Below are 23,526 nucleotides of genomic sequence, written 5' to 3' on the forward strand. Positions count from 1 at the left end.
ACTTTTGAATTACCGCAACGGGAGTCTGTACATCAACACCTGCAAGATATTAAAAAAGTATTTAGGATTTCTGTTTTTGGATTTAGAAAGTTAATAGTGAGAATTATAAACAGTGAGAGGTTAATGCACAGTCTGACGATTGGTATAAAGGGCGTTTTAATACCCTTTGTTTATCGTTTTCTAATGTTTTATCAATTTAACATACCCGGAACTCACGCCATTACTCAATTTTAAAACGTACACCCCTTTCATCATTTTTACTACGTTATCATCAAGTTCAATCATATGATCCCCTGCAAATTGATACTGATCAACCAAAATAGCTATTTTCTTACCCGGCAAATCAAAAATATTCAGCACAATATGTCCCGGCTCGTTCAACCGGTATGAAATAGTAATGCTTTCATCAAAAGGATTCGGATAAACCCGTAACCCGAAACCCGAAACCCGAAACTCATTTATAGCAGTGGGGTTTTGAAATACCTGCCCGTCAGAGGAAGTAATATTTGACAACAGGCCTGCACCGTTTTCGGCCTTCACAGAAAAATAATAGGACTGCCCAACGATCAGGGTTAAGCCGGTATCTGTCAAAGTAACTATACCATTATCTGTCCAGCCAACGATGTCGCTGTCTCCGGGCATAGTACCTATGGCATACCGGTATTTTGCTATACCTGAATTGGTGTCGGTTGAAGGGGCCCAGTTAGCGGTAAGCTCCCCGGCAATGTAGGTGGTATCAATATCGGCAGCAGCGCCATCGTTAATAGCAGCAATGTCAGCAGGTGTAGTCCAGTCTATGTTTACACTTAATCCGGCAGGGGCAGACCAATTTTCTGCCGAATCTTTCACAATAGAGACTATTTTACAGGATGGTGTGGCCGGGCCTGCATTTTGAAACCTGATGTCATTGGCAGCTGCAGAGCCAAGGGTGATCAATTCGGAATTGGCCCTAACTTTATATACTTTCAGGTCATCATACATCACGTTGGCATTGCCTGTTCTCAATGATATATAACTTCCGGTAGAATATGGTGAAGGATCAATCCACGAAGATACGAGTTGATCATCACGATACCCCTTTATTTCCCCTGTGGCAGGATTAAAGATCACCTTAAAGTCATACCACACACCGGGGTCTAAAATACAGGGGTCATTGGTTTGAATGGCCCAGGTATCATTTGTTACTTTATAGATCTGGCATTTATCCTGGTCAACGCGGTAGTACACGAAATATGAATTTCCCCTGTTGGGCAGCGAGCCGTCATCAGAGAAGAAATGAATGCCGCTTCTCCGGTTAACACCTGAGCCGTTCATGTTTGCCTGCCAGTGGTACAAATATATTTGTGTAGAACCCTGAGCTAATGAAGCATAAATATTGGTATTTCCCTGGCTTTCATCCGTTTGATGAATGGCGCCTGAATTGATCACCCAGATACCGGCAGTATCCGTCCAATCCGGGTGAATGGCAATGTCAAAATGGTCATTAAAGAAACCATTATTGTCATTGGCTCTCCATTCAACGCCATTGAGATCAAGCGCCTGGTAAAATTGCAGATCAAGGCCGCTGCCTCCGGGATTATCTGCATCCGTAAACGTTGCCATGAAATCGGTTGTTTCAAAAAAACCCGGATTACTGATTGATGTGGCGGGAGGCAAAAAGTCAACAGAGTCTAAATTGCAGCTCCAAATGGCATCCCAACCCGGGTTTACTGCTGAACCATCTGATGTAAACCTGAAGGTAATATCACCGCCCGAAGAAACGATGGTACCGGGCGAATTGGTACCGGTGAAAGGACTTCCGGGAATTTGTGGCGAGGCTGTACCTGGGCCGTCATGTATATATAAATAATCCCAATTCAATTCAATATCAAAAAAAGTAAAGGACACAGTGATTGAAGCAGCGCCAGCAGGAGAAATGGTAAATAGATGGTCTTCATTATTGAAATAGGTTCCCAATTCACCGCCTGAATCTCTGAATAAACCCGAGCATAATGTTGTTGTTTGTGATTGGGCAGCAGGCGTGTTAAAGGAGGAACCACCAAAGCCGGAAGAATCAGCTACACACAATGTAGAAACCTGCCAGTAATAAATGGCATTGGAGGCAAGGCCTGTCAGGGTATAATTATTGGATGAAACATTTACGTAAGTCCAGGAGGCATCAAGATTTCGTTTGTATTTTAAAAGATACCCCAATGCACCTGCCACAGTGTCCCAGGTCAGGTCTGTGGTAAAAGCAGCCATATTACTTTCAGTGAGGTTGGTCGGTAGAGGACATGCCAGGGGAATCGTGTCTGATGTCCAGGCAGCTTCCCAGCCGGGATTGTTGGTGTTGCAGTCCGAACGAAATTCGATCAAAAAAGAGCCGCTTTGTGCAGTGATCGTCCCGGGTGAATTGGTGCCGGTATAAACGCCTGTCAGCGGATCATCTACCGTGGTTCCGTCATAAATATACAAGTAATCCCAGTCTGTTTCCAGGTCAAAAGAAAGGTAGGTTAGAGTCACCGAAGCAGCTCCGGCCGGGCTGATCAGCCAGAAGGATCGTTCATCATCAGCATAATTGGAAGCCGGCCCTCCGCTGTCATAAAATGTGTCGGATGAGGCCGTGTAGGTAGTAACAACCATACTATCATTGATCAACTGGTAAAAATATTTCCAGTCCCAGTAAATACCCGGGTCGGTGTGCGTTTGATTTGGATAATGCTGGTGTCCCTTGATTTTAATACATCCCCCAAGCAGGCAGCTTGAGCTGCTGCCGGAACAGGCAGGCCCGGAATACGTTCTTAAAGGATTAATCCCGTAGTCATTGCAGATATCTTTTACAAGGTCTGCCGAAGCCTGGTACATTACCTGTGTGTACCAACCGGGCTGGCCGGCATATCCTTCATGCTCCAACCCAATGGTATATGGATTTTCTGAACCAACGTGCCAGCCTTTATCAACTTCGCAAACCATTTGCGTGATCTGTCCGTCTAAAGAACGTAATACGTAGTGAGCAGATACATTAGCAGCCGGATTCTGAAACCAGGAAATGGCTCCCGCATAAGATCCTTCAATATCGTGAATAACAACAGCAGAAATTAGTGTACCAGCCCTTGAAGAATAGTTGGAGGGGTCGGCCGGAACCCAAGTCACACCTGGATAATCTATGCACGGTTGATTTGGTGATTTGATCTTATATTGAATATTATCATCACCGGTAACCGTATTATTGTTGATCATTACTTCTTTGGAAGATAAGACACGGTAATTGTTCTTTCCAAAAACTTTTTGCAGGTTAATGTTATGATCCGGAATATTAAATGCTGAACAAAACTCACTATCATTCAATAAAGTCAATACTGAATAAATATGCGAATTAATTGCAAAATCATTAACCGTATTGTCATTCCGGGCAGGGCGAAAGCCAGTGGCTTTCGAGCCAGCCTGAGGGATGGAGCCAATGGGAATGGCTGAGCGAGGAATCTCCTTTGGATTTACCACCGAGTTCTCGGGGCGCGCGATTTTTGAATCCACGTGTAATTCACTCAACTCAACAATAATTGTGATATAATCCACTGGATTTGCAGTGTGAATATTTTTGGAGTTTATTAGTGACGAAAATGCCGCTGCATAAGCCAAAATATTCTGACGAGGGTCGTTGATAATATCCTCTACAGCTATTCCTGAAAGGTTTGAAACAAGCTCCAGGTTATTTCTAAAATATCCTTTACCATCCAGCACAAGCCCCATTACACCGTAGTAAGCAGGCAGACCTGTGCAGCTTAGAGCAGTCCCCCCTAAATCCCTCCTGCCACTATTCCTTACCGAATCGGTGAATGGGTGAATCGGTGAATCGGTGAATCGCTTCGTTTTCCTGTTCTCCGTTTCTCCGATTCTCCGGTTCTCCGATTCAGGGGGGCTTGGAGTTAGAGGGGGGAGGGAGGGGCTGGCAGGGATAATATGCCTGATTCGGGTATTGGTATAGGCAATGGCTTCTAATAATCCCCCGGGTATGTCGGGATAATTAAGATATGCTTCCTGAAAATAATTTTTGTATTGTGTATCGGGTGCAACTGAAGGAGCAGCCCCCATTGAGCGGATTGCTTGTGCAAAACACTCTCCGCTCCAACCAAAGCCATGTGTGTAGCAGGCAAACAACTGGTTTATGAACAATAATAAAAGTAGTAAGATTTTTTGTACCATAGGATAATTTTTGTTTAAATGACTATCCGCCTTTATAAACAATATTAGTCCCGTAGGGACGACCTGTTTGTAGAAAAAATGTCAATACAGCAATAAGCTCCGTAGGAGCGACCTGTTAAAACTTTTGTTTATCTTTGCGGATAGTCATTTTTGTTTATTTTACAAAAATATAAAAAATCAGGCTTATATACAAAATTTTTATTGAAATGAAAAAGATCACCTGTCTTTTACTATTAGTAAGTTTCTTTGCCTGCAACCCAAACCGTATTTACAATGAATACGAAGGAATCCCTGGTATGGTCTGGGAAAGCAGTAATAAACTTAACTTTGAAGTGGAGATTGAAGATACAATTTCTACCCATAAATTAATTATTGCCATAAGCCATGGAACCTATTATATTTTCAACAATCTGATCATTAACGTGACGACCACTACCCCCTCCGGCCGGCAAAATGAAAAAAGATATGAGTTGCAATTAAAAGATGAAAATGGTGACTGGAAAGCCTTAGGCGCTGGCGATTATTGGGATATTGAGATACAGGTTGAGGAAGGTATCAGGTTTTATGAAACAGGAACCTACAAATTTGAAATAGAACAGCTTGTAGCTGACCAATTACCGATGGTGATGGAGGTGGGGTTGATCATAGAAAAGGAAGATTGTAGCCCGGATTGTTGAGCTTCAGCGAAATCACCCCGCCTATCCCGATCCTATCGGGGAGTACTCGGGGGGGGGGATCCCGGGTACTCGGATGAAACGATTAGGCAATTTATATTTTAAAGACCCTGTTTAAATTAACGACTTCACCTAACCCCCTCTCCACTAACGTGGAGAGGGGGAACTTTGAAGGGTAGAACATAAAATATTGAATACATCTATTATAATCAAGACTGCAGAGGAACAAAAAAAGAAATTAGAAAAAACTCCCCCTCTCCACGTTAGTGGAGAGGGGGCCGGGGGGTGAGGTGAACGGTATAACAAACTGGTGCTCCCGCTTTTGTTCAGTTTTTTGCGTACAATATGCCCCAAATATAAGCCGAAACACCCAAGAATATATCTTTGATAGCAACTAACTTACTGATATTCAATAACTTACAATTTAAAGTAAAGAGGGGTGACGAAAACAGGAATAGAATAACATTTTAAATTGACTTCAAAAAAATATCGAATATCAAACACCGAATAATGAATGTAAAATTTGACATTGGTTATTCAATGGTCATTGGTATAGCGCCATCCACTGGATGACGGAAAGTTGGTTAACTTAATCACCTATCCTAACACATCTCATTGAGGCGGAAGCGTGGTGAAAACCTTCATAGGGAAAAGTAATTGTTTCATTTTTTTCCCGTAATGCAATACTGTAAATTAAAGGGTAGTAATGATCTGGTGTAGGATGCGCTAATTTTGAAATTTTGCCCCAATCGCGATAATCAATCAGGGCCTGGTAGTTGCCATCAAGCAAAGCATCTTTTATTTTTTCATCAAACTCTACTGCCCAATCAAAGGGCTTGGCATTTATATCTGAAAAATCAAATATGCTTAAATTATGAGTAATGTTACCGCTTCCTATAATTAATACTCCTTTTTTCCGGAGGGACGCTAATTCCCTTGCGAGGTCATAATGATATTGAGCAGGTTTGTAATAATCAATGCTCATTTGAAAAAGAGGTATATCCGCTTTAGGATATAATCGCCTCAAAATCGCCCAGGTACCATGGTCGTAGCCCCAATCGGTATCCCATTTTACCTCCGTCTTTTTCACAAGGGATTGTACTTCCTTTGCCAATGCCGGTGAGCCGTGAGAAGAATATTTCACTTTATAGAGTTCCTGCGGAAAACCGGAGAAATCATAGATCATTTTTGGGTTGACAGAACCATTCACATAAGTGCCTCTTGTCAGCCAATGTGCTGAGATACAGAGTATCGCTTTGGGAGTCGGTATCCGGGCTGCTAACTTTCCAAGACTTTTTGTAAAATCATTGTCCTCAATGGCATTCATAGGCGACCCGTGCCCACAAAACAAAACAGGCATTTTTTCATCTGATTCGGGTAATTCCTTTAAAGATTTAGCGAAAGATGACAATTTTATTGTTCCCATTGCTAAGGTTCCTAACCCAATTGCTTTTAAAAATTCTATGCGATTCATAATTGATCTTTATTCATAGTTTTAAGAATTTTCAGTGCTTCATCAATATGTTGCTGGGGATTTAACTGAGAATCAAAAATGTGGCGGATAATTCCTTGCTTATCAATTATATAAGTCACCCTCCCTGGAAAAAACCCTAATGTTTTAGTCACTCCATATCGTTTTCTAACTTTGCCTCCCTGATCACTCAGTAGAGTAAAAGGCAGGTCGTATTTTGCACAAAAATTTTTATGCGAATCTTCCGAATCTGAACTAATTCCAATTACCATTGCTCCTTGTTCGGTAAAGACTTCATAATTATCTCTGAAAGCTTTTGCCTCAATGGTGCACCCGGGGGTATCATCTTTGGGGTAAAAATAAAGTACTATATTTTTTGTGCCCGTTAAATCAGATAACCGTACGCTATTGCCATGTTGGTCAGGAAGTTCAAAATCCGGTGCTTTATCTTCTGTTTCCGTTTTCATATTTATAATTTCTTTGCTTCTATGGTGAAGCTTACAACGGCTTCATCATCCACCCCCATCCCGCCATAATCATCCAGGTGGAAATCTTTTCTGTCAATTGTAACTTTACCCGAAAACTTCGCTACCATGGTTCCGTTCTTTTCCTCCAAACCGTTGTAATTAAATGGAACTTCAACGGTTTTGGTAACATCTTTAATGGTCAGATCCCCTTTTGCGATATACCCTTTATCCACCTGGCTAATACGACTGCCTTTAAAAGTAATTGAAGAATATTTTTCAACATCAAAAAAATCATCGCTTTTCAGGTGATTATCCCGCTTTTTTATACCTGTATTTATCGTTCCGGGCTTTAAAAACAATTCAATAATTGACTCGCTGATATTTTTTGCAATAACAACTTGTCCCTTCAGCCCTCCCATTGTACCCTTGACATTCATTACCCACATGTTTCCGATTTTAAAACCGATGGTTGAATTGCTGGCATCAATTCCCCATGTACCAACTGCCTCTGACAGATCAGGATTGTCCTGGTATGCGATACCGGAATTTATATCTTTACTCCAATTAAAAGTAAATGCAGCAAGGCACAGAATTACGAAACCTGCTAAGCAAAATATCAGGCTTGTGCGATTCCATTGTGTAAATGTTTTTTTCATCTTGCAAATAAACAAAATATTTGAAGAAGTATGATAAGGAAGTGTAAAATATTCTATATATGATTACTCATTTATTCTTTTATTCCATTATTATTTTCCCGGTTTTAATAATTTGCCTTTCGTTTTGCAATTTGAAGAAATACATTCCAATGGCGAGGTTTTCTCTTGTAATTTTAAATTTATTTGTCGTAATACCCTCTAATCGTTTTACTTCCCTGCCAAATAGATCGTAGAGAAAAAATGAAACCGGCCCGGTATTGTCCGGCACACCTGAAATGGCAATAGTGGCTGAAGTGCTGATCGGATTTGGATACACTTCAATACTACCCTGAGTAATTGCAAAAGGGTCATCATTGATCCCAACGCTCTGGTCAAAAAACAGCGCACCCATATCCGCTCTTGAACCATCGGGGTCATTCGGGCTGTTAAGGTCACCAGCATCAATGCAGGGTGAGGCGGACTGCAAGTTATAATCAAAATTGTTGGTATCTGCAAAAACAGGATTTAGATCCATGTTGCCCGTTCCAGTCCATCCACCTTCTATATTGCTGTATGATATTATTACGGTATTATTTACAGTATCTATTATGAATATACTTTGGCTGTTATTCCCCCATATTATTGTATTGGTGATAGTTACTGACGAGGTATCCCGGATTAATATTCCATTTCCGTTATATACAACTGTGTTGTTGACCACTTTGGCAGAGGTATTAACTAAATCAATACCGTGTGGTGAATCACCCCATGAACCTGTTATTAAGTTATACGCTATATAGGGTTCACCGCCTTTACAAGCGACACCGCCTCCAATAAAGTTGTAACCACCCCCATTATAGATAATATTATTCCTTGTGATGACAGCAGACGAATTTTCACAATAAATACCACCTCCGTATGCAAAAGATACAGTATTTGAATCAATTAAATTATGATTTATAGTTGGAGAGGAGTTAATACAGGATACGCCTCCACCTGAACCATTCAGCCAACTTGCCCCCAATCCGTTTCTTATTGTAAATCCGGTTATCATTGCTGTTGTGTCTTCTCCATTTTTAAAGGTGACTACACTACTGCTATCCCTGCCATCAATTATAGTTTGACTTATGTAAGATTTATCACCTGTTGTTAGAAAAAGGGAGCCTACGATTATATTCTTGCCGGTAAAATCGATGTTTTCAAAGTAAGTACCGGGTGAAACAAGAACCGTGTCCCCGGCAGTTGCAGCGTCAATACCTTGCTGAATTGTCGGGTAATCATTTGGTATGGAAATGATATTTGCGTAGCCGTAACCTGATAGCAGAATAAGCGCTACCAATTTGGCCACAAAACTATTTTTAATACTTATTTTGGAGTTCATGGCTTTAGGTTTTAGTTTTTTTAAAGAAAGACGTTTGGCGAACCTGGAGGGATTCGAACCCCCAACCTGCACATCCGTAGTGTGCTGCTCTATCCAGTTAAGCTACAGGTCCGATTCATTTGTTGATTTGTTGATTTTGAGATTTAGTAATCTTGTAAAAAACAAAGTTAGATAATTATATGCTAAAAAAACAAAATCAGTCATAAACCGGTAAATTATTATTATATTTGCCCGCAAATACAAGAGAAACTAAAATCTAATAAAATGAAAAATCTAAAATTATCTTTACTAGCCTTAACTTGCTTTGTAAATTATTCATTTGCTCAGAATAATAAACCAGCTACTCCCACGGGTAGTACCAAAAAACCCGATATACCAGGTAATCTTATTTTTGATATCGGTTTTAATCAATGGGCCAATGTTCCTGAAGATATTGAGCTGAACATCTGGAAATCAAAGGGTTTGAACATTTATTATATGTACGAAATAGAGTTAGGTACTGAAAAGCTTACTTTTAATCCGGGTTTCGGTGTGGGATTGGACAATTATAATTTTGAAAAAGAAAACACTTTGATCTATAAAGGTATAGATACGCTGGATAATAAAATACTAATATTTTCTAATGATACTTTCAACACTGATCGTACCTATAAAAAATCCAAATTATCAGTAAATTATATTGACATACCTATAGAATTTATGTACAGAAGTCATAAAGAAAAGAAAAAAGCATTTATGTTCGCACTGGGCGGTAAGATTGGTTTGCTTATCCAGGCACATACCAAAGTGAAATATAAGAAAGACGGTGAAACTATCAAAGAAAAATTACATAGTAATTTTTTCATAGAACCCTTCAGATATGGTGTTACCACCAGGATAGGTTATGGGGGGCTGAACCTGTTTGGTTATTACAGCCTGTCAAAAATGTTTAAGAAAGATAAAGCCCCTGAGATGACGCCATTAATGCTTGGATTTACTTTAATGATTTAGGATGGTGGAATTTCTTTGATTAGTTCTTTATTAAAAAAAGATATATAAAAGTTGGATATTATAAAATATAATAGTATATTTGGGCTTTCAAAAGTTCATCCCTTGCTAGTCGGGATTAAGGGGGATGGAGCGAAAGGTTCCTTTCGGGACATGCTTAACGATAATTTTTGATGGGCTTTTCACAAATAATACAGTTTCTCGGAAAAAGAAAGTAATTGATGAAATTTAGTTACTAATAAAAAGCACCAACTTTTGTCTATTAGACCATAATTTTATTACTTATTTATTTTTCACCTTTCACTTTTTAATTTTTCTTACAATGAACAACACACTTGTAGAAGATACTATTTATACTTACAATGATCTGACTTTTTTACCGGACGGAAATTATGAAATTATTAATGGAAAACATATAGATATGTCACCTGCTGGCTTTTTACACGGAAATTTTGAAAGTATTTTTTCCGATTTATTACGAAAACATTTTGGGAAAAAGGGGTATGTTGCAGTAGGAGAAATTGGCATAGTGATCAGTAAAGCGCCCTTTACCCTCAGAGCTGCTGATGTAGTTTACATTAGTAAAGAGACGTATCCCCGGAAACCAGTGGGGATGCTTGAAATACCCCCTGATCTGGTTATTGAAATCATATATGAAAGCAGGAAGGGAATTGAGGAAAAGGTCAATGATTATTTATCAATAGGGGTAAAAAGAATTATTGTTACAGATATTCCAAATTCCACTGTCACAATATATCAACACGGCAATAATACGCCTGAATATTATACTTTTGAAGATGAATTTGAACTTTTTGACGGTGTAAAAATAATAATGAATAAAATAATATAATTATTATGATATTTCGAACAACTATATACAGCAGCTCTTATAAATTCTTGAAGATATTGCTGATGATGATCCTATTTTCTTCTACCTGTTTTTTCTCCTCTCTCCTTTGGAGAGGGACCGGGGGTCAGGCTTTTGCCCAGGTATCAAATGAAAAAAAAACAGTAGTAAAACAGTCTGTAAATCAATTATCCAAAGAGCTTGAAGGAACCTGGCAAATACAGGTGATCAATTCCCGGAAAATGCCTGCTATACCTATCCAGGTTGTTGAAACAATTGAACAAAGAAGATTGGATAATGATACTTCTTATTATTATTTAGATCCCGATATTAGGATAATGATATTACCAAGAAAGGTCATTTCAAATAAAAACTTTCAAAAGTTAGAAAAAATTACCTATATTAGCATAGATTAGGATAATTTTCAACAGACAATTATGAATTTAAAAACCTTCATTGTCTTATTCGTATTTTACAACTGGTTTACCGGTAATTTATTCGCCCAATCAAATGATTGTGCAACTGCCACACCAATAGACCTTTCTACCGGTTCTGCTTGCGTTACAGGAACTACTGTTGGCGCTACCAGTGATAATATTTTATACGGGGGTTGTAATACTTCAGCAGTTAACGAAGTTTGGTATACTTTTGTAACTAATGGAACGGTTAATGATTTTACAGTCACTCCCGCAACTTTAACTAACTCGATGATCGTAGTAGACGGTACCGGGTGTATTGATGGTGTATTTCAAACTTGTGCAGCAGTTATGGGAAGCAGTACAGTAACTGATTCCTGGAGCTTCCCTCCGGGTACACAGGTTTGGATAGCTGTAGCAAGTAATCAAGGTACGGAAGGGATTTTTGACCTATGCATCACCTCATCAACTCCCCCACCTGCTCCAGGAAAAACCTGTGCTACAGCTACGCTGATTTGTGATAAAACTCCTTTTAGTCTCACAAGCACGCCTATGGGTTCAAGTGGCCTACAACCTTCATGTTTTTTAAATGCTGTTCAACAGGATGTCTGGTATCAGTTTACCGTTGGTCAAACCGGTACTTTGGAATGGCTCGCTACACTTGTTGGTGGTCAGGCTGAATATGACTGGGCAATTTTTGATATTACTATGGGCTGCCCCGGTATTGAAGTTTCCTGCAACTATAATTTTGCAACTGGCAACAGCGGGAGTGTAGGAATGCAGTCAGGTGTCATGGGCTGCCCCCCGGCTATGGGTTCACCGTCAATTAAGGAAAAATGTCAACCCATCACAGTTACTGCAGGAAATACATACGTGATCTTAATTGACAACTGGTCTGCAAATGGCGTAGGCTTTGACTTCACCTGGGGCGGAACTTTTGAAATGGCGCCCACTTCCGCTTTAATAGTTTCACCTGATACAGGATGCGGCTCAGTTACGGCATGCTTTACGAATAACAGTGTTGGTGCAACGAGCTATGACTGGAATTTTGGTGACGGCTCTATGAATTCTACTGCCTTTACTCCGCCTTGTCATACCTATTCTACACCGGGAACGTACTTAATTTCCTTAACCACTACCTCAGCTTCGGGTTGTACAGACGTCTCTTCTGCGTCCGTACAGGTATTCCAGGGGCCTACTTCCATTTTTACTGCTTCCCCATCACCAATCTGTATAGGCGATACCGCTATCATCACCTATGCCGGCAACGCAACACCAGGGGCAACCTATACATGGAATTTTGCTGGCGGTACCATTATCACCGGTACAGGACAAGGGCCTTATGCAATTGGTTGGTCCACATCAGGAGTAAAAAATATTACGCTGCAGGTTACAGAAAACGGGTGTCTATCTACAATTACCACTATTTCAATAACCGTAACGCCCGCACCAACCTCAACGTTTACCGCTACAACGCCACTTTGTTTTGGTGATTCCTCTGTGGTCACTTATACCGGCACAGCGGGTGTTGGCGCTGCGTATAACTGGGACTTTGACGGAGGGATTATCCTCTCAGGAACCGGACAGGGGCCCTATCAAATTAGTTGGTCTACTTCGGGTATAAAAAATATTACCCTTTATGTTATTGAGAATGGGTGTTCTTCTGATACTACTACAATATCGGTTACAACACCGGCTCCCCTTACCCTAACGCTTTCTAAAACTGATGTAACCTGCTTTGGCGCCTGTAATGGCACTGCTTCTGCTTCAGCAGTTACCGGGGGTACCTCCCCCTATACATATCTTTGGGATGATCCATTATCACAAACTACAGTTACTGCTACAGGTTTATGTGCAGGAACCTATGCCGTTACAGTAACCGATGCTAATGGATGTACAATTACCTGTGGCGGCTTTTTATTAACTTGTTTTGAAATTACAAGCATTTTGGTTGATGTATGCACAGCAGGTAACGAAGGAGAACAGGAAATGTTTGCATTTCAGGTTGGGAGCAGTTCATTGAATACTGCTGATATGAGCGTTGTCTGGCCCAATAATTCCTGGAAGGGTGTATGTACTGACCCGGTCTTTGTGGCTGATGCAAACAGCACCATTACCGGTGGCGGGTACCTGGTAGAACCACCGGGCGGTATCATACCTGCCGGTGCTTCGGTAATTATGGTTACAAGCACGGCCTTTAATACTTCTTTTGCCAGCTTTGTGGATCTCAGCGATACGGTTTATATCATATTCCAGTGTGCAGGCAGTCTGACTGGCCATTTTGCCAACTATTCAGCAGGAGGCGGAACCAGAACATTAACCGTTACTTTTGCCGGCTGTGGCGCTGATATTGTTTCTTATGAAAGGGATTTGCTTAGTTCATCAAATGGAGCAGCCGTTAACTATGATTTTGCAGGAAATCCTACTTATTTCAACAACGGTTGTACCGCACCTTTTGATAACTTTGCTGCAACACTTTGCGTTATCGTTTCTGAACCAGCTCCAATATCCTTATCCACCACTACATCCCCCACCACCTGTGCCGGTGACTGTGACGGATCTGCTACGGTAGTTGTTGATTCAGGCGGTACGCCCGGTTTTACTTATTCATGGAATGATCTTGGTTCACAGACTACTGCTACTGCCACAGGACTATGTGCCGGTATTTTTACAGTGGTGGTTACAGATGCCAATGGATGCACGGCAACTGCAACTGACACAGTGAATGATGGCCCGCTTGCTTTAGCCGGATTTACCTACAATGGAAATCAATGTTTAACCGGCAACAACTTTATTTTTACGAATACGGGAACGCCTCCTGGACCTGGGATAAGCTATACCTGGAGTTTTGGAGATATGGGTACAAACACATTAGAAAATCCCACCCATACTTATGCTGATACCGGAAGCTATACCGTTATACAAACAGTGACCAATGGAGTTTGTTCTGCTGTTTTCTCAATAGTCATAACGGTTTTTCCTGAACCAACAGCTTCTATTGCCGGAACCAATGTTACCTGTAATGGAGTTTGTAACGGTGCAGCAGACCTTACAGTTACAGGAGGAACAGGGCCATATACCTGGCTGTGGAGCCCTGGTGGAGAAATTACCGAAGATCTGATAGGATTATGTCCCGGAACTTATGATGTCACCGTTACTGATGTGAATGGCTGCCAGGACAGCGCTGTAATTGTGATTACAGAACCGCCTTTATTATCCTTGTTAATTTCAAAAACCGACCTTATCTGCAATGCCGTATGTAACGGAACGGCTGACCTAACCGTTACAGGAGGTACTACACCTTATACATATTTGTGGTCGCATGGTCCAACAACCCAGGATGTAACCGGGCTTTGTGCCGGTACCTACCAGGTTGTTGTTACCGATTCGAATGGCTGCCAGGATTCTATTTCTGTAGTAATTACGGAGCCCACAGCATTATCACTATCCGTTTCCGGAACCAACCTTATTTGTAATGGCATGTGTGATGGTGCAGCAGATCTCACTGTTATAGGCGGTACTACCCCTTATACTTATGCGTGGTCGCATGGCCCTGCAACCCAAGATGTAACGAGTCTTTGTGCAGGTACTTACGAGGTGATTGTAACTGATTCCAATAGCTGTCAGGATTCCATTGATGTTATTATAACTGAACCTCCCCTTCTCACAGTTGCTGCTACAAGCACCGATCTGCTTTGTAATGGAGTATGTGATGGCACTGCTTCTGCTGCCGTTTCGGGTGGAACAAGTCCCTACACCTACCAATGGGATGATCCTGCAGGTCAAACTACCGCAATTGCTGATAGCCTGTGTGCAGGAACATACCAGGTAGTGGTTACCGATACCAATGGCTGCCAGGATTCTGCAACTGTTATTATCAACCAACCTCCTGTTTTAAGTACACTCATTATTGGCGACAGTCTAAATTGTAATGGTGTGTGCGATGGTGCGGCAGATCTGACCGTTGTCGGTGGAACGCCACCCTATACCTATTTATGGTCAAACCTTGAAACTACCCAGGATATATCCGGTTTATGTGCAGGTCTGCATACTGTTGATGTTTTTGATGTGAATGGGTGCAATATGTTTGATGCTATAGTCATCGGTGAACCTCCTTTGCTAACGGCAAGCATTGTTGATTCAAATGTCAGTTGTAATGGAGTTTGTGATGGCGCTGCAGATGTGACCGTTTCAGGCGGCATACCCTCGTATTCCCACTCCTGGTCAAACCTTCAAACCACCGAAGATATAACGGCTTTATGTGCCGGTACTTATGCTGATACCATAAGGGATGCCAATGGATGTACGGTGATCGTAAGTACAGTGATCAGCGAACCTACAGCACTTGCAACCTTAATAGCAGGTACGGATATTACTTGTAATGGTGTCTGTGACGGTGCTGCCGACTTAACCGTTACCGGTGGTACTACACCCTATACCTTTTCGTGGTCAAATGGACCTACAACTGAAGATATTTCGGTGTTGTGTGCCGACACATTTAATCTTGCCGTCACAGATTCCAACGGATGTACCATTTCAGATTTGGTGATCATAAATGAGCCTCCGGTTCTTTTAACAACCATTTCCGGAACAAATGTCACTTGTAATGGAGCTTGTAACGGATCGGCAGACCTTACTGTTACCGGAGGCACACCCGGCTATTCTTATTTGTGGAGCCCCGGTGGAGAAACTTCGCAAGACCTGATGGGAGGCTTGTGTCTCGGTACCTATGATGTAACCGTTACCGATTTGAATGGCTGCCAGGATAGCGCCACAGTGATCATTACCGAACCTTTGGTTCTTTCAACTGCCGTTGCCGGAACTAATGTTAGTTGTAATGGATTTTGTAATGGATCGGCAGACCTGACCGTTACAGGCGGCACACTGCCTTATTTGTTCTTATGGTCAAACCTTCAAACCACAGAAGATATTTCCGGCTTGTGTGCGGATACGTTTAGCGTTACGGTTACCGATTCCAATCTATGTACAGGTTCAGAAACTGTTATTATCACGGAACCCCCTCTGCTGACGGCTAATGTAGTTGGTACCAATATTAGCTGCAACAGCGTCTGTGACGGATCAGCAGACCTTACCGTTTCAGGGGGTACGCTGCCTTATTCCTATCTATGGTCCAATACTGATACTACAGAAGATATATCCGGTTTATGTCCGGGAACTTATAGCGTAACGGTCACGGATTCTAATGGATGTACAGCTTCAGACAGTGCAATTGTTATTGAGCCAACCCCTATTGCGCTTACCGTTTCAGGCACGGATGTAACCTGCAATGGCGCCTGTGACGGACAAGCAAGCGCCAGCGTCTCTGGCGGAACTACCCCTTATACTTACCAATGGAATGATCCATTTTTACAAACCACACCAACTGCTGATAGCTTGTGCGCAGGTACTTACCAGGCGCTCATAACCGATGCAAACGGCTGCCAGGATTCTGCAACCGCTGCCATCATTGAGCCTCCGGTATTAACTGCTTCTACCGCAGGAAATGATGCAAGCTGTAATGGCGTATGTGACGGTGATGCTACTGTAACTCCTTCAGGTGGTACATCACCCTATACCTATCAATGGGATGATCCCTCATTCCAGATAAACGACACGGCAACCGGTTTATGTGCGGATACAGTCAACGTAACAGTGACAGATTCCAACGGATGTACTTTTGATACAAGCTATACGGTAAATGAACCAGCTGCCATGACGCTAACCCCCGGTAGCGTAGATGCCACCTGCGGGATAGCAAATGGAGAGGCATCAGTGTTCGTTTCAGGCGGTACGAGCCCTTATACCTATTTGTGGTCACCGGGTAGTCAAACTACCGATACGATTACAGGACTATCTGCAGGCGCCTATACGGTTGTGGTTACAGACGCAAATCTTTGCAGTGATTCAATAACCATATCCGTAAACGATGCCGGAGCTCCCACTGCCAGTATAGTAGATAGTATAAATGTTAGTTGTAATGGAGGCAATGATGGCAGCGCTACAGCGACAGGTTCTGGTGGTGTGAGACCCTTCACCTGGTCTTGGTCACCTCCTGCTGTAAGTACTGATTCATTTGCTACAGGTTTACAAGCCGGAACTTACACAATAACCATCACTGATGATTTAGTATGCGTAGCCACAGCAACAGTAACCATATCAGAACCACTTGTCCTGATAGCTTCCATTACTTCAAATGTGCCGGTGGCTTGTAATGGTGATAGTACAGGCAGCGCTACAGTTTCTGTTTCCGGTGGTACACCGGGTTATACCTATTCCTGGTCGCCTTACGGTGGAACGGGATCCATTGCCGTAAACTTGATTGCAGGAACTTATACGGTTACCGTTACCGATACAAACGGATGTGATACAACCGCCTCTGTTACCATCAGCGAACCTCCCCCTCTTACAACAGCTATTACAGATACAAGTGTAAGCTGTAACGGTACCTGTGACGGTGCAGCCGATCTGACCGTTACCGGAGGAACTTTTCCTTATATATTTTCATGGTCCAATACAGCTACTACTGAAGATATAGCCGGTTTATGCGCTGATACTTTTTATATTTTGGTTACCGATCTTAATTTATGTACTATATCAGACAGCGTGATCATCACTGAACCTGATTCACTTATTGCCGGCATAGCCGGTACGAATGTGAGTTGTAAAGACTCTTGTAATGGTGCAGCAGATCTAACGGTTTCAGGAGGCACACTTCCCTATTCCTGGTTATGGTCAACTTCAGATATAATTGAAGACCTGGCCGGCTTATGTGCAGCTACTTATAGTGTTACTGTTACGGATTCCAACGGATGCACCGTTTCGGAAAGCATCATTATCAGTGAACCTGGCGTACTTGCCACCGGCATTACAGACACGAATGTGAGTTGTTTCGGAGCTTGTGACGGGTCAGCAGATCTGACAGTGGCAGGCGGCACCTCGCCTTATACATACCTCTGGTCAAACGGATTTACAACCCAGGATATTTCAGCATTGTGCCCTGATACTTTTATCGTAACCGTTACCGATACCAATTTATGTACAATATCAGATACTGCGATCATTACACAACCTAACGTACTTACCGCAGCCATAGCCGGAACAAATGTAAGTTGTAACTTAGCTTGTGACGGTACAGCAATCCTGACTGTAACGGGTGGCACACTGCCAACTACTTTTTTATGGTCAAACGGAGCAGGAACGAAGGATGTTTTTAGCTTATGTGCCGATACTTACAACGTTACGGTTACCGATGCCAATGGTTGTACTGCTGCGGATACGGTGATCATCTCTGAACCTTTAGCGCTTACTGCATCCATAGCAGGAACAAATGTAAGCTGTAACAGCGCCTGTGATGGTGTGGCTGACCTGACCGTTACAGGTGGTACAGCGCCTTATGATTACCTGTGGTCAAACCTTGCTACCATAGAAGACATATCCGGCTTATGTGCTGATACCTACAACGTTACCGTTACCGATACGAATGGATGTACAGCTTCAGATACTGTGATCATTACTGAACCATTGGCGCTAACCGCAGCCATAGCCGGAACAAATGTAAGTTGTAACGGAGATTGTAATGGTGCAGCAGACCTAACCGTTGCAGGCGGTATTTTACCCTATTCTTATTCATGGACAAGTGGAGATAGTATTGAAGATCTAATAAACTTATGTGCAAACGTTTATGATGTTACCGTTACCGATAGCAACGGATGCACGGTTATCACCGGCATTGTAATTAGTGAACCTGCTGCGCTTACTTCCAACATTGCAGGAACAGATCTTAGTTGTAATGGCGCCTGTGACGGAGCAGCGGATCTAAGCGTAATAGGCGGCGTCATTCCATACACTTATTCCTGGTCAAGTGGAGATTCTACAGAAGACCTGACCAATATTTGCGCTGACACTTTTATTGTTACTGTTACAGATTCCATTGGATGTACATTATCTGATACCATCATCATTACCGAACCTGCAATACTCATAGCAACCGATTCAGCTACGAATGCCAGTTGTAACGGAGGTTCTGACGGGGCAATTGATCTTACTGTTACCGGTGGTACGCTTACCTATACCTATGTATGGTGCCACGGGCCCACGAGCGAAGATGTAACCAACCTGATTGCCGGCAATTATTGTGTTACTGTGACAGATGGTAATGGGTGTACAGCTACAGATAGTGTAACCATCAGCGAACCCGATTCGTTAGTATTGACAACCTCAACGATTGACGCAAATTGCGGTCAGAATGACGGACAAGCTTCTGTGATCGTTACAGGCGGTGTTGTTCCATATTCTTACTCATGGAATACCTTTCCTGTGCAAGCAAATGATACTGCTTTTAACTTGCTATCAGGAATTTATACAGTTACGGTTACTGATTCCAATATTTGTACACAAACAGCCACTGTAACAATTAGTGATTTAGGTGGCGGTACGCCAACAATTACCTTGAATAAGAATGAAACCTGTTTTAATTTTCCTTGTGATGGGTCAGCCACTGTTACAATGACAGGGGGTACGCCTGGTTTTACTTATTTATGGGACAATTCAGATCCTGATTCTACTGCAACAACGTTATGTGCAGACACACATACAGTAACGGTGACTGATGCAGTGGGCTGTGTTTCTATTGCACAGGTGGTCATTACTAAACCAGATGCAATAAATATTAACATTTCTTCCTCTGGCGCTCTTTGTAATGGCGATAGTTCCGGTGTGGCAACAGCCACAGTTACAGGAGGCACGCCAGGATATACATATTCATGGACGTCTTACGGAGGGAATGATTCAATTGCCGACAGCTTGATTACCGGGGTTTATACGCTTGTTGTTTTGGATGCTGCCGGATGTTTTGCTGCGGGCGCTACAGTCATTGGTGAACCGCCTCCTTTAACTGCAACGGTTACAGTCACGAATGCTTCCTGTAATGGCTACTGTGATGGTTTAGCCACGGTAACACCCTTAGGAGGCACATTTCCTCCTTATTTCTATTTATGGTCAGATGGTCAGGATACTTCTACTGCTGTCGGCTTATGCGCAGCTACTTATTGTGTAACAGTTACAGACGCGAACAATTGTACATGGGATACCTGTGTTACTGTGAATGAGCCGCCTGCTATTGTGCTTACAACCGGCACAATAGATGCTACCTGTGACAGCAGCAATGGAGCAGCTTTTGTAAATATTGTTTCAGGGGGCATAGCTCCTTTCACATACCAGTGGAATGATGGGGGCTCACAAATAACTGATACTGCTACCGGTTTACCTTCAGGAACCTATACTGTGGTTGTTACAGATTCAACCGGCTGCCTGAATTCTGCTACTGTCGTAGTTATAGATGTAGGGTCTCCAACGGCTGCGATTATTTCAAGCGGGGATGCAAGCTGTTTTGGTTTATGTGACGGGTTTGCTGTTGTGAGTGCAGCAGGCGGGACTTCTCCATATACCTATTTATGGGATGACTCTAATTCAACCACCGGTGCGTCAACAGGGAATATTTTATGTGCCGGGTTTTATTCTGCTACTGTAGCGGATGTAAATGGCTGCAAAGCTTTTGATACGATCACGATCAGTGAGCCGGATTCTTTAATTGCTGCCTTTACTACGGTAGATGAGGGCTGCTACAATGCCTGTGACGGGCAAGCCACGGTAAGTGTAATCGGGGGGACAGCGCCTTTCAGCTATCTATGGATCAATGATCCTCTATTCCAGACCACTCCAACGGCAGACAGCTTATGTGGCGGCACCTATACGGTTCAAATTACTGATAGTAATGGCTGTATCTCTGCTGCTGATGTTACAGTTGCTGCTGCCCCCTTACTTGATATAGCGCCAATAATCACTACCGATGCTACTTGTGATTCTGCCAATGGTACTGCATCTGCTACTGTGATCGGTGGCGTTTTTCCTTATACTTATTTATGGGTAAATGGCAGTGGAGATACAGTATCCACTTCATCAATTGCTACGGGGCTGCCAGGAGGCGTATATACAATAACCGTTACAGATGCTACCGGATGTGATACTTCAGCGATTGCCAATGTGAATGACGAACCCATACCTACACTTTCACTAAATTCTATTGTTGATCTTACCTGTTTTGGAGATAGTAGCGGTTCAATAACGGTTTCCATAGCATCCGGAGGCGCTCCGCCTTTTAGCTTTAGCTGGGATAATGGAGATACAACAGCTACCGCTAACAATCTTACAGCAGGAACTCATATTGTTGTAGTAACAGATTCAAACGGCTGTATTGCATCTGCAGACACCACCCTTACAGAACCATCTCCTATTAACGCTGCCATTTCATCCCAAACTCCACCTACTTGTCCCGGAGCTTGTAATGGACTGGCTACGGTCAGTTCATCTGGCGGAACTACTCCATACACCTACCAATGGGATGATCCTTTAGCACAGACAACCGTAACTGCTGTTGGCTTATGTGCAGACACCCATATTGTATATGTATCAGATGCAAATGGCTGTCCGGGAGATAGCAGCACGGTAATACTTGTTGATCCGGATACCATTGTAATAACGCCTGTTTTAATTCAAAACATAAGTTGTAGTGGGTTTTGTGATGGGGTAATTACAGTTACCGTTTCAGGCGGTACTCCAAGCTATATTTCTTATTGGCCTGCTACAAATGATTCTGCACTTACTGCAACCAACTTGTGCCCTGGTACCTATACCGTATTGGTTACAGATGACAATAACTGCCTGGAATCTGATACTTTTTCAATCAGTCAACCACCTACCCTTGTGTTATCATTGGATACTTCATTGGCTGATACCTGCGGCAGGTCCAGTGGCATAGCTATGGTCAATACAAGCGGTGGAGCTTCTCCTTATTCTTATTCATGGAACACATTTCCGGTTCAAACCAATGATACTGCTACCGGTTTAGCAACCGGGACCTATACCGTAACGGTAACAGATACGAACGGATGTATGGACAGCATAAACGTAGTTGTTGATAATATTCCGGGCCCTGCTATTGACACTTTGCTCATTTTACAGCAAATAATTTGTACAGGCGATAGCAATGGAATCGTTACAGTTACCGTAAAGGAAGGCGCACCACCCTATACCTATAGCTGGTCACCAATAGCAGGGAGCGCTGATACTGTTTATGGTTTATATGGCGCTCAATGGTATGCGGTTACGGTTACAGATAATAATGGTTGCTTCACTGAGGATAGTATTTTGGTTCCCGAACCTGCTGCTTTAACTGCTAACATCACTAATTCTCCTGAAAGCTGCACCTTTGCCTGTAATGGTACTGCCATGGTTTCTATTTTAGGCGGAATACCTCCTTACACCTATCAGTGGAAGGATTCGCTTGGAATAATAATACCTGGAGAAACAAATTCAATTGTCACAAGCCTATGTGCCGGAACTTATGGTGTAACTGTGACAGATAGTATAGGATGTGTGACCAATTCAAGCGTTTCAATCTCATCGTCCGTTTTTTCTTCCGGTACAACTATTACCGATGTAAGCTGTAAAGGATTATGTGATGGCAGTGTTACGATATCTCCCAGTGGAGGAGGTAATGGCCCTTATCTTTACTTTTTTGACAGGGATAGTTTTGCTATCGCTTTAGCTGATACTACTGTGGTTGGTTTATGCCCGGGATCTTATCAATATTCTATATTAGATACTATCCTGGGCTGTTTTACAGAAGATTCAATAGCAATTACCGAGCCTGCTTCATTGTTTGCAACAAAAAAGCGTACACCTGAAATTTGTACCAATAGCCAAGGTACTGCATCAATATTGCCAACAGGGGGAACTCTTCCCTATACATACAACTGGACAAGTGGCGATACTACCCAAACAGCAACGGGCTTAACTGAAGGAATTGATACTGTAACAGTAACCGATAATAACGGATGTACCATTTTAGATACGGTAATGATCAGTAGAATTTACGATACCCTGATAACAACAATTGATACTTTATCAGAAAGCTGTGGCGCGACTATAAGAGTAACCGGAGGAGTACCACCTTATACTTATCAATGGAGTGATCCTACCGGACAACTTGATTTAACCAACGAAAAGGATAGTATTGTAACTAATTTAGTAGCAGGAACCTTTGATGTTGTTGTTACTGATCTCAATGGATGTACTGTACTTAGACCGGTGAATGTAGTTTGTGCGTGTAATCCAGAACCCTATAATAGTTTTTCACCCAACAGCGATGAGGTTAATGATCTCTGGATAATTGCTAACATAGCGCCTTGCAGCCCGATTGAAGTAATCATTTTCAATAGATGGGGAGATGTGGTATGGAAGAATAGTGATGGCATTTATGATAATGAAAATGTAAAGGCAAGGCATGTCTGGGATGGTACATACTACAGAAATGGTTCACCTGTTCCTGATGGCACCTATTACTACCTGATCAAAGCTGCTGATAAAAGGCCGAAGCATAAGTGGGTTTATGTTGTGCGGTAAATAT

10 protein-coding genes and 1 tRNA gene are annotated in these 23,526 nt (G+C 42.3%); 5 read left to right on the forward strand and 6 right to left on the reverse strand.

Features of this window, described 5'->3' with window-relative positions; all coding sequences use genetic code 11:
- Positions 1-180: 180 nt before the first annotated feature.
- Entirely contained in the window at positions 181-4,182 is a 4,002-nt protein-coding gene (locus FVQ77_04120) for a T9SS type A sorting domain-containing protein (GenBank protein MBW8049520.1), read from the reverse strand.
- Positions 4,183-4,388: 206 nt separating this feature from the next.
- Here FVQ77_04120 and gldH point away from each other — a divergent pair, with 206 nt between their 5' ends.
- A complete protein-coding gene (gene gldH, locus FVQ77_04125; protein MBW8049521.1) occupies positions 4,389-4,859 on the forward strand; it encodes a gliding motility lipoprotein GldH in 471 nt (156 codons plus the stop codon).
- A gap of 586 nt (positions 4,860-5,445) precedes the next feature.
- Here the strand turns inward: gldH and ygiD are convergent.
- The 5 genes from ygiD to FVQ77_04150 all read right to left on the reverse strand — a co-directional run bounded on the left by ygiD (position 5,446) and on the right by FVQ77_04150 (position 8,922).
- Positions 5,446-6,330 (reverse strand): 4,5-DOPA dioxygenase extradiol, encoded by an 885-nt coding sequence (ygiD, locus tag FVQ77_04130; GenBank protein MBW8049522.1) that lies wholly within the window; start codon positions 6,328-6,330, stop codon positions 5,446-5,448.
- Positions 6,327-6,794, reverse strand: a complete 468-nt coding sequence (locus FVQ77_04135) for a peroxiredoxin (protein MBW8049523.1) — start codon at positions 6,792-6,794, stop codon at positions 6,327-6,329. The genes ygiD and FVQ77_04135 overlap by 4 nt, the downstream gene beginning before the upstream one ends.
- Positions 6,795-6,796: 2 nt before the next feature.
- On the reverse strand, positions 6,797-7,450 hold the full coding sequence (locus tag FVQ77_04140; protein MBW8049524.1) for a YceI family protein: 654 nt from the start codon (positions 7,448-7,450) through the stop codon (positions 6,797-6,799).
- A gap of 79 nt (positions 7,451-7,529) precedes the next feature.
- Positions 7,530-8,810, reverse strand: a complete 1,281-nt coding sequence (locus tag FVQ77_04145; protein ID MBW8049525.1) for a T9SS type A sorting domain-containing protein — start codon at positions 8,808-8,810, stop codon at positions 7,530-7,532.
- Between the two features lie 35 nt (positions 8,811-8,845).
- Positions 8,846-8,922: transfer RNA gene (locus FVQ77_04150), tRNA-Arg, on the reverse strand.
- 152 nt (positions 8,923-9,074) lie between these two features.
- Here FVQ77_04150 and FVQ77_04155 point away from each other — a divergent pair.
- From FVQ77_04155 to FVQ77_04170, 4 genes are all read left to right on the forward strand, one after another.
- Positions 9,075-9,800, forward strand: coding sequence for a PorT family protein (locus FVQ77_04155; protein ID MBW8049526.1), 726 nt, complete (start codon positions 9,075-9,077; stop codon positions 9,798-9,800).
- A gap of 319 nt (positions 9,801-10,119) precedes the next feature.
- Positions 10,120-10,647 carry a Uma2 family endonuclease gene (locus tag FVQ77_04160; protein MBW8049527.1) on the forward strand — a complete coding sequence of 176 codons (528 nt, stop codon included), beginning with the start codon at positions 10,120-10,122 and terminating at the stop codon, positions 10,645-10,647.
- Positions 10,648-10,652: 5 nt separating this feature from the next.
- Positions 10,653-11,060, forward strand: a complete 408-nt coding sequence (locus tag FVQ77_04165; protein MBW8049528.1) for a hypothetical protein — start codon at positions 10,653-10,655, stop codon at positions 11,058-11,060.
- 21 nt (positions 11,061-11,081) lie between these two features.
- Positions 11,082-23,522 carry a PKD domain-containing protein gene (locus FVQ77_04170; protein ID MBW8049529.1) on the forward strand — a complete coding sequence of 4,147 codons (12,441 nt, stop codon included), beginning with the start codon at positions 11,082-11,084 and terminating at the stop codon, positions 23,520-23,522.
- Positions 23,523-23,526 lie beyond the last annotated feature (4 nt).

This window comes from Cytophagales bacterium (genome assembly GCA_019456305.1).
In the GTDB taxonomy this organism is placed as follows: Bacteria; Bacteroidota; Bacteroidia; order Cytophagales; family VRUD01; genus VRUD01.